An 8676-nucleotide genomic window follows, 5' to 3' on the forward strand; every position below is an offset into this window, starting at 1 on the left:
GCGTTCGAAGTCCGTGATGGCCATGGGAGTCCTGTCTCTTGGGCAGCGACGGATGCCGTCTGCGATATGCGATATATTGCATATCGGCATGTAGTCATCTGTCAAGAGTTTTTGCGCTCTGGCTAATATGTGCAACATGCCCATCCCTTCAACGCACGGCGTACACAAGCGATCGCTGCTGCGGGACCACGTCTACGAATCCATCCGCGACGCCATCGTGGAGGGAACGCTAAGTCCGGGGGAACGGCTGCGCGACAGTGAGCTGGAGGAGTGGCTCGGCGTGAGCCGGACCCCCATCCGGGAAGCGCTGCTGCGGCTGGAGCGGGCCGGTCTCGTGATCGCCCAGCCGGGGAAGGCGACGATGGTGGCGCCCTATGATTTGGAATCCACCCTCAGTGCGCAGCAGGTGGTGGCCTCCATGCATGAACTGGCCGCGCGCCTGGCGGTGCCCCTCGTGACGAAACTGCACGTGCAGCAGATGACCGAAGCGAATGAACGCTTTGCCGCGGCCCTGGATGCCGAGGACGTTGAGTCCGCGTTGTCGGCCGATGCAGAGCTTCATGGCGTGCTGGTTGCCAACTGCCGAAATCAGGTGGTGGTGTCCGTGCTTGAGCAGTGGACGCCGGTGTTGCTGAGGGTGGAACGCAAACGCTTTGCCAGTTCGGCGGCTCGCACTTCCGTGAAGCAGCACGCCGCGATTATCCGCTGTGTTGCGGCGGGCGATGCAGAAGGTGCAGCGGTGGCCAGCCGGGAGAACTGGCTCTCCCTGCGCTATTCGCAGGACTGACGGTAGACCGGTCGTCGGCGTCCGTGTGCCACCTGCGTGGCGCACGGTCGCTTGTGAAGAGCTGTGTCGTGATCTTGATTTCGTCATGCGTCTGTCGAGTCTGAGACCATCGAACGCAATCGGTAGACGGCTTGAAATGCATCACACCAGGAGTCAGTAGACTCATGGACGTTCCGGACCACATATGGAGGTGTGCCAGTGAGCCAAGGCGGTGACGTGCTCGATCCCTTGGGCTGTCGCATTACTGCGGCTCTGCAGGTTCATCCCCGGGCGTCCTGGTCACGGATCGCGGCAGTGCTGGGCGAAGCCGAGCGGACGGTGACGCGGCGTGGCAAGGAACTGCTTGAGTCAGGAGACGTCCGGGTGGTCGGCGTTATCGGGGCTTCGGGCGTAGTGATTGTGCGGGCGCGCTGCCAGGTGGGCATGACCCATGCGGTGGCTGCCGGTCTCGCCCGCCGGGATGACACCGTGTTTGTCTACGCAACCTCCGGCGAGGAAGACTGCGTCGCCGAGCTGCAGGTAGACGACGCGCACCTCGCCGACCTGGTGCTTGACGACCTACCCAGCGTGGCCGGGATCCGAAGACTTCGAATTGACCCAATAACGCGTCTCTATCGTTCGGTGCGGGAATGGCGACCCGGCATCCTCACGCCGGCACAGATCGGGGCCCTGACGCGCCTACGTCAGGGTGTGTATCAGCCCGACGGGAGTAGCGTCGCCGAAATCCCCGACGTGCACCGCGCAATCCTCCGCATCCTGGCTCACGACGCGCGCACCCCGACCTCGGAAATCGCGCGGATGGTAGGTATCTCCGAGAACACAGTTCGCCGACATCTGGAGAGCCTCGAAGCCAACCACCAGTCCCGGCTGCGTGTGGTGGTGGAACCTTCCTTGCTGGGGTTCAAGGCGGAGGCCATGGTTTGGGTAAAAGTCCCCCCTTCACGGCACGACGTCCTGGTCGAGGAGCTGCTCAAGCATTCGGAGGTCCGCTATGCGGCAGCTCTTGGAGGCACGAACAGCTTGCTCGTCAATCTCGCCTGCACGGACCGGCTGGCCCTGCACCAAATGGTCACCAGGTCGGAATGGTCGGCCCTGGCCAAGTCGATCTCGGTCACGCCCATACTCAAAGCCACCAAGCGCAGTGGAAGCCGCTTGGGTACGGTGGCATCGGCTTCCTATCTCTATTGATCGATTGGGGCACCTGGGACAGAATCTCTGACTGCAGGAGTTGTCCCGGGCGGAGCATCCTTGATGCCCCGCCCGGGACTTTGCTGGCAACGTTCGGTTGTTCCTGCGCCGGGAACAGGCGCGTGTTAGCGGATGGGAACCCCCGGTCCCAAGGGCAAGCCCAGGAAGTACCAGACGCTGAACAGGCCAGCCCAGATCACCAGCATGCCGAAAGCCAGCGGGATCGTGAAGGACGCCAGCGTGCCGATTCCTGCGTCCTTGCGGTAGCCCTGGATGAAGCCGAGCGCCACGACGAAGTACGCAGACATCGGGGTGACGGCGTTGGTGCAGGAGTCGGCGATCCGGTAGACGGCCTGGGTGGTTTCGGGGTTGATCCCTACGTACATCAGCATCGGCACGAGGACCGGTGCCAGCAGCGACCACATGGCCGAGCCGCTCGTGACGAGGATGTTCATGAGGGAGATCAGAACCAGCATCAGCGCAAACACCACCAGGGGATGGATGCCTCCCGCCTGCAGCAACTGCGCACCGTTGACGGCAATGACGCTGCCGATGCCGGTCCACTTGAAGTACGCGAGAAACTGCGAGATGGCGAAGAACAGCACGAGAATCGGCGTAAGGGTCTTTAGCCCGGTGGCCATCGCTTGGGGGATCTGCGCCGCCCGGCGCAGGCTGCCGGTGGCCCGGCCATAGACCCATCCGACCAGGACGAATGCCAGCGCGATGAAGAACGCGATGTTCTGCAGCACGACGGAGCGGATCAGGTCGCCGTCTTCCCCGCGCAGTGGGGAGCCGGCGGGCAGAAGGGCGGCAACCACTGCGGCAACAAACACGGCCAACGCGATTCCGGCGCGGCGCAAGCCCCGCTTTTCGTCAGGTGCCAGCTCCAGGGCGAAATCCGTGTCCTCCTTGTCGGTGCCGGCGTCGGGTTCCAGGTTGGCCCTTTTCTTCATCACCAGTTCGACGGCCAGGGTGATGAAGACGGACAAAACTATCGACGAGGCCAGACTGAAGAAGTAGTTGGCCACCGGCGTCACCGTGTAAGCCGGATCGACAATCTGGGCGGCCGAGGTGGTCAGCGAGGAGATGATTGCGTCGCTGGGGGTGATCAGGGGCGATGCATTGTACCCGCCGGAGATTGCGATGAAAGCCACCATGATTCCGAGCACGGGACTCCGGCCGGCCGCCTTGAAGGCCATGGCGGCCAGCGGCAGCACCACGATGAAGGCGGCATCGAACATGACGTGGGACATCATGCCGGCGAACGCCACGGCGAAGGTGACCCATTTGGCAGGCAGGCGCACCACCGTGACGCGCAACAGGGATTTGAGCACCCCGGACTGCTCAGCCACGGAGACCCCGAGGATGATCGTGACGATGATCGGCAAGGGGGCAAAGCCGGCGAAGTTCTCGAGGGCGGTCCCGAAGATCATCGCTACGCCCTCGCCGCTGAGCAGGCTCTTCACCGCTGCCGTCTCGCCGGAATCGGGAAGCACGACACTCGTCCCTGCTGCGGCAAGCACTGCGCTAACGACTGCCAGTACAGCAGCCAGAATCCAGAAGAGCAGGAACGGATGGGGAAGCTTGTTGCCCACGTACTCGATTCCGGACAACGCCCGGAAAAGAGGTTTCAGTCCCTTGGGCAGCTGGTCAACGGCTGCGGCCGTCGAGGCTGAAGGATCGTGAAGGCGGCTGGACATGGACGGCTCCTTCGGCAAGGTCTTCAACGAAAAAGTGACAGACAGCACATGCATCTGTGTTGTTCCTACCTAAGCGGGTCCATGTTTCCGGCGCATTGCCTCGGCAAATCTTTCGGGTCTATTGCGTCAATCGGCCACGAAACGGGCGGAAACCCTCAATCGGAGGCTTCCGCTAGTCCCGGTACGTCGCCACGGGCAAGCTAAAGGCAGGTCGCCGGAGCAGCACCGGCCCAATGACGACGTACCCGGACAAGGAGATCCATGAACAGCGATATCCAGGCTTTGTCCTTGCGGGAGCTGGCGCGCAGGATCCGTGAGCGGGACATTTCGGCGCAGGAGGCGCTTGAGTCGCACCTGAGGCGGATTGACGAGATCAACCCGATGATCAACGCGATCGTGACGTTGGACGCGGATTCGGCATGGCGGCGCGCGGCCGAGGCGGATGCGCAATTGGCATCCGGAGCTGCAGTGGGTCCATTGCACGGCGTGCCGATGACCCACAAGGACAACCACCTCACCGCAGGCCTGCGGACCACCTTTGGTTCTCCGATCCTGGCGGACAACGTTCCCGAAAGGGACGGCCTGATCATTCAGCGGCTCAAGAGCGCGGGAGTCAACACCACCGGCAAATCCAACGTCCCGGAATTCGCAGCCGGCTCGCACACCTTCAACCCGGTTTTCGGGACCACCACCAACCCCTATGACCCGACGCGCAGTGCCGGTGGCAGCAGCGGCGGAGCCGCCGCTGCCATTGCAGCCGGCATCCAGGCCGCCGGTGACGGCTCCGACATGGGTGGGTCTCTGCGTACTCCCGGCTCCTTCTGCAATCTTGTTGGCTACCGGCCGTCCCTGGGACGGATTCCCATGTTGCCCGCCAAGAACCCGTGGGCCTGGATCTCGCGTCAAGGCGTGCTGGCCCACGATGTCGAAGACGTCCGCTACCTGATGCGCGTCCTGGCGGGCCCGGACGCGTCCAGCCCCTCTTCTGTGCCGCTCGACGGCTCCTATGCCTCGGAATTACCCGGTACCCTGGACGGCCTGCGAATCGGCTGGACCGCCGATTTCGGACTCGGCGTCCCGGTGGAGCGTGAGGTGCTTGATGTGCTGATCCCGAACTTGAGCATCTTCGAGGAGCTCGGGGCCCGGGTGGAGCCCGCCTGCCCGGACCTCTCGGACGCGGACGAAGTCTTCCAAACCACCCGCGCCTTCGATTTTGCGACCAGCTACGGCCACCTTATGGCGGAACACCGGTACCAAATGAAGGACGCAGTGCAGTGGAACGTCGACAAGGGGCTGTCCCTCACGTCGCAGGACTTCATATCTGCCAACCAGGCGCGTGCCCGGCTGGCTGCCGCGGTCCGGGACTTCTTCTCGCGCTATGACGTCCTGCTGGCCCCAGCGGTCCAAGTCCTGCCGTTCGACGCCGCTCAGGAATACCCCACCAATATCGAGGGGGTTCCCATGCGTACCTACCTCGACTGGATGCGCGCGGCGTGCCTCATCTCCGCCACCGGTCTGCCATCTCTGTCCATCCCGGGAGGCTTTACCTCCTCCGGCCTACCCGTGGGGCTTCAAATGGTCACTGCCGATCAAGCCGACCAATTACTGCTGCGCGTGGCCCACTCATTCGAGGAGGCCACCGGGTTCCACCAGCGGAGACCTCGGTTCGAGATTCCAGTCTCGTCCACGCCCTAGAGAAGCATTCAACAACCCGGCCAGAGCTAAGCGGGTGTAGGCGGGACCGGTGGCGGATGCCGAGCCGAGGCCAGTGATCGCGCCGATCACGAAACCGAAGATTCAGGCGGTCTGCGCGCACTTGTCCAGGGCCCGGACAACCAGGGCGCACAAGGAACCCGCGGGAATTCTTGGCTGGTAAGAAACGAGTTATCCGGAGGAAAGGAAACTGATGCACCCGGTCCCAAAGGACATCGATACACCGGAAATCGTGATTGACCGGGAGGTGCTTGAGCGGAATATCCGACGGATGGCAGCGACTGCACACTCCAAGGGCCTTCAATTGCGACCGCACGTGAAGACCCACAAGATTCCGGAAATCGCCACACTGCAATTGGCCGCAGGAGCTGCAGGGCTGACCGTGGCCACTATCGGCGAGGCCGAAGTCTTCGTCAAGCACGGAGCCCATGACATCTTCATCGCATACCCGCTCTGGGTCGGCCCACACCAGGCGCAGCGTCTGTCTCAGCTCAGTACCAAGGCGCGCATTGCGGTTGGAACGGACTCGGTCGAAGCGGCCAAAAACATGGCCGACCGCCTCGGCACTGCAGTAGGCGGGATTGAGGCTCTGGTGGAAATCGACAGCGGCCACCACCGTAGCGGTGTTAGCCCCGCCCGTGCCGTGGAAGTCGCCCGCGCAGCTTCGCGTGCAGGGCTCCGCGTCACGGGCGTCTTCACCTTCCCGGGCCACAGCTACGCCCCGGGCATGCCGGTCAAGGCGGCGGAGCAGGAGGAACGCGCCCTCCGGGAAGCCTCCAGGCTGCTGGAGGATGCGGGCTTCGAGGTCAGGCGGGCAAGCGGTGGATCGACTCCAACTGCTGCCCTCACCGGAGCGACCGCGGCCACGGAAATGCGCCCGGGAGTCTATGCCTTCGGCGACGCCCAGCAGCTCGAACTGAAGCGATGTGCCATGGAGGACATCGCCCTTACCGTCGCAGCAACAGTCGTCAGCCGACACGAAGGAGATGGCACCACGCCCCGCAGGGTGGTGCTTGACTCGGGCAGCAAGATCATCGGTAACGACCGGCCAGCCTGGGCCACCGGGTTCGGGCGGCTTATGGATCACCCGGAAGCCCGCATCACAGCGCTGTCCGAACATCATGCAACCGTTGTCTGGCCTGACAACAGCGAGCTGCCTGCCCTCGGGGCAAGGCTGCGGGTAATTCCCAACCACGTATGCGTGGCGGTAAACCTCGTCGACGCCGTCGCCGTGGTCAGCAACGGCAAACTAATCGACCGCTGGCGCGTGGCTGCCCGGGGCAGGAACACCTAGTCCTCACCGCCCCCCGCGATCTCGGCCTCACCTTGTCGGAAGTGGCAGCATACGTCCCGCCGGGAGGCGCCGGCCACGTCTGCACTTCCAGACAGCCTCCCCTGATCAGGCGTCGGAGGCCTTCCCGTCGACGCTTTCGTCGAAGCCGAAATCACCGCGCGATCCGTGATCCTGGCGCCTGGGTTTTCGAATGCTCGGCTGCTCCCGACCGTGGTCATCGGTAGCCGCCGACACGTTAGCCAGACGGATTTCTGTCAATCTGTTTTCCTGCGAATCTGTGGGAGTTTAGCGGGCGGCACTACGAACCGATACGTAACATTCACGAATAAGGAGACTCACCGTGCCATCCCTGCTGGACGCGGCGCAAAACAGCCGCGACTCCATTCTGAGCGACATCATCAGCCTCGTCGAAACCGAGACCTACAGTGCTGATCTAGCTGCACTGGAGCGCGGACTTGCCCACCTTCGCGCGCTCGTTGTCCACCGCCTGGGCGAACCTGCCAAAGCGGTGATGGACGACGGCGGCAGCTACGGCAGTGTCCTGCGGATGACATACCGTGGAACGGGCCCCGGCCACGTACTGATCATTGGCCACTACGACACAGTCTGGCCAACCGGCACTCTGGCTACCTGGCCCATCACTCGCCGGACCGATGCCGTCGGCCGTGAAATAGTCACTGGGCCCGGCATCTTCGACATGAAAGCCGGTCTGGTGCAGGGTATCTGGGCGCTGAAACTCATAAGGGAGCAGGGCGTTGAACACCCCACTGTCACCTACCTGTTTAACGGCGACGAGGAAATCGGCTCACGGGCCTCCCGCCCCATCATCGAGGCTGCCGCTGCCGAGGCGGACGCGGTGCTGGTCCTTGAGCCAACCTTCGACGGCGCGCTCAAAACAGGCCGAAAGGGCGTGGGGATCTTTACCGTCACCGCTACCGGAGTGGAGGCACATGCAGGTCTAAATCCAACCGCCGGTGCTAACGCAATCCATGCTCTGGCCGAGTTCATCGCGGCGGCTAGGCGAATCGAAGATTTGGCCCGAGGCACATCGGTCAACGTGGGGCTGATCAGCGGCGGCTCCGGGACCAACGTCGCGGCGGGCCTAGCTGTGGCAGAGATCGACATCCGAATTGAATCCATTGAAGAAATGGAGCGCGTGGACCACGAATTCGACGCCATCGAAATAAGTGACCCGCGTGTGGCTATCAAGATCGCCCACTACTGGAACCGGCCGCCTATGGCGCTGACGGCTGCCAGCGCACGGCTCCTCGGGCTTGTACGCAGCGTGGCTCTGGGTCTGGGCCGAAAGCTGGAAACCGCATCAGTGGGTGGCGGGAGCGACGCCAATTTTGTCTCCGCCCTGAACATCCCTGTGTTGTGTGGGATGGGGGCTGTAGGCGATGGTGCGCACGCAAGGAACGAGTACATTTATACGGATGAGATTCCAAGCTTTACTGCGCTAACCGCGGGTACTCTGCAGCGCCTTGCCAATGGATTGCCTGGGACGATCCAACCGGTCTCCACGCCGACTGGCTTATCGGATGCAGTGAAGCAATCGTAATCAGAGCCCTTTTGCAAAGGGGAAACAAGGAAGGCCTGCTACCGATTTAGCAGGCCTTCCAACTTTGCAGGCCTGGCAGAGGTAATTGCTTGGAGGCGTCACCGGTTCGATTCCCGCAACGTACCCGCCCAGTCCGTATGGCAGGGGAAACCTGACCTTGTATCACGTCTACCAGGCCGTCATCTTTCCGCAGTTGCCCGTAGCGGCAAGTATCGCTGGAGCTGCGGCAGCACAGAGCGCACGACACAGATGAAGGGCATCCCACCTGGGACAGCTTTGGGCGTGGCTGTTGTCTAGACAGCAGAGGACCTTGCAGCCATGCCGACCTGTACCGCATTGCGGGTCAAAGGGATTGAGCTGCGGGCCTCCCGAGGGCGGCTGAATGCTCGTTACCGCCCACGGCGCCGCCGGGATCGACGTCTCCACCGGCCAG

6 protein-coding genes are annotated in these 8676 nt (G+C 63.0%); 5 read left to right on the forward strand and 1 reads right to left on the reverse strand.

Annotated elements, in window-relative coordinates; genetic code table 11:
* Window positions 1-136: 136 nt before the first annotated feature.
* Entirely contained in the window at window positions 137-787 is a 651-nt protein-coding gene (locus tag HGG74_RS20575) for a GntR family transcriptional regulator (RefSeq protein ID WP_168489407.1), read from the forward strand.
* Window positions 788-985: 198 nt separating this feature from the next.
* On the forward strand, window positions 986-1975 hold the full coding sequence (locus HGG74_RS20580) for an Lrp/AsnC family transcriptional regulator (protein ID WP_168489408.1): 990 nt from the start codon (window positions 986-988) through the stop codon (window positions 1973-1975).
* A 125-nt stretch (window positions 1976-2100) separates the two neighbouring features.
* Here HGG74_RS20580 and HGG74_RS20585 read toward each other — a convergent pair whose 3' ends face one another.
* Entirely contained in the window at window positions 2101-3729 is a 1629-nt protein-coding gene (locus HGG74_RS20585; RefSeq protein ID WP_246263129.1) for an AbgT family transporter, read from the reverse strand.
* Window positions 3730-3936: 207 nt separating this feature from the next.
* Here HGG74_RS20585 and HGG74_RS20590 point away from each other — a divergent pair, with 207 nt between their 5' ends.
* The 3 genes from HGG74_RS20590 to HGG74_RS20600 all read left to right on the forward strand — a co-directional run bounded on the left by HGG74_RS20590 (window position 3937) and on the right by HGG74_RS20600 (window position 8243).
* Window positions 3937-5370 carry an amidase gene (locus HGG74_RS20590; protein ID WP_168489410.1) on the forward strand — a complete coding sequence of 478 codons (1434 nt, stop codon included), beginning with the start codon at window positions 3937-3939 and terminating at the stop codon, window positions 5368-5370.
* Window positions 5371-5581: 211 nt separating this feature from the next.
* Window positions 5582-6682 carry an alanine racemase gene (locus HGG74_RS20595; RefSeq protein ID WP_168489411.1) on the forward strand — a complete coding sequence of 367 codons (1101 nt, stop codon included), beginning with the start codon at window positions 5582-5584 and terminating at the stop codon, window positions 6680-6682.
* Window positions 6683-7022: 340 nt separating this feature from the next.
* A complete protein-coding gene (locus HGG74_RS20600) occupies window positions 7023-8243 on the forward strand; it encodes a M20/M25/M40 family metallo-hydrolase (RefSeq protein WP_205762272.1) in 1221 nt (406 codons plus the stop codon).
* Window positions 8244-8676 lie beyond the last annotated feature (433 nt).

This window comes from Arthrobacter mobilis (genome assembly GCF_012395835.1).
In the GTDB taxonomy this organism is placed as follows: domain Bacteria; phylum Actinomycetota; class Actinomycetes; order Actinomycetales; family Micrococcaceae; genus Crystallibacter; species Crystallibacter mobilis.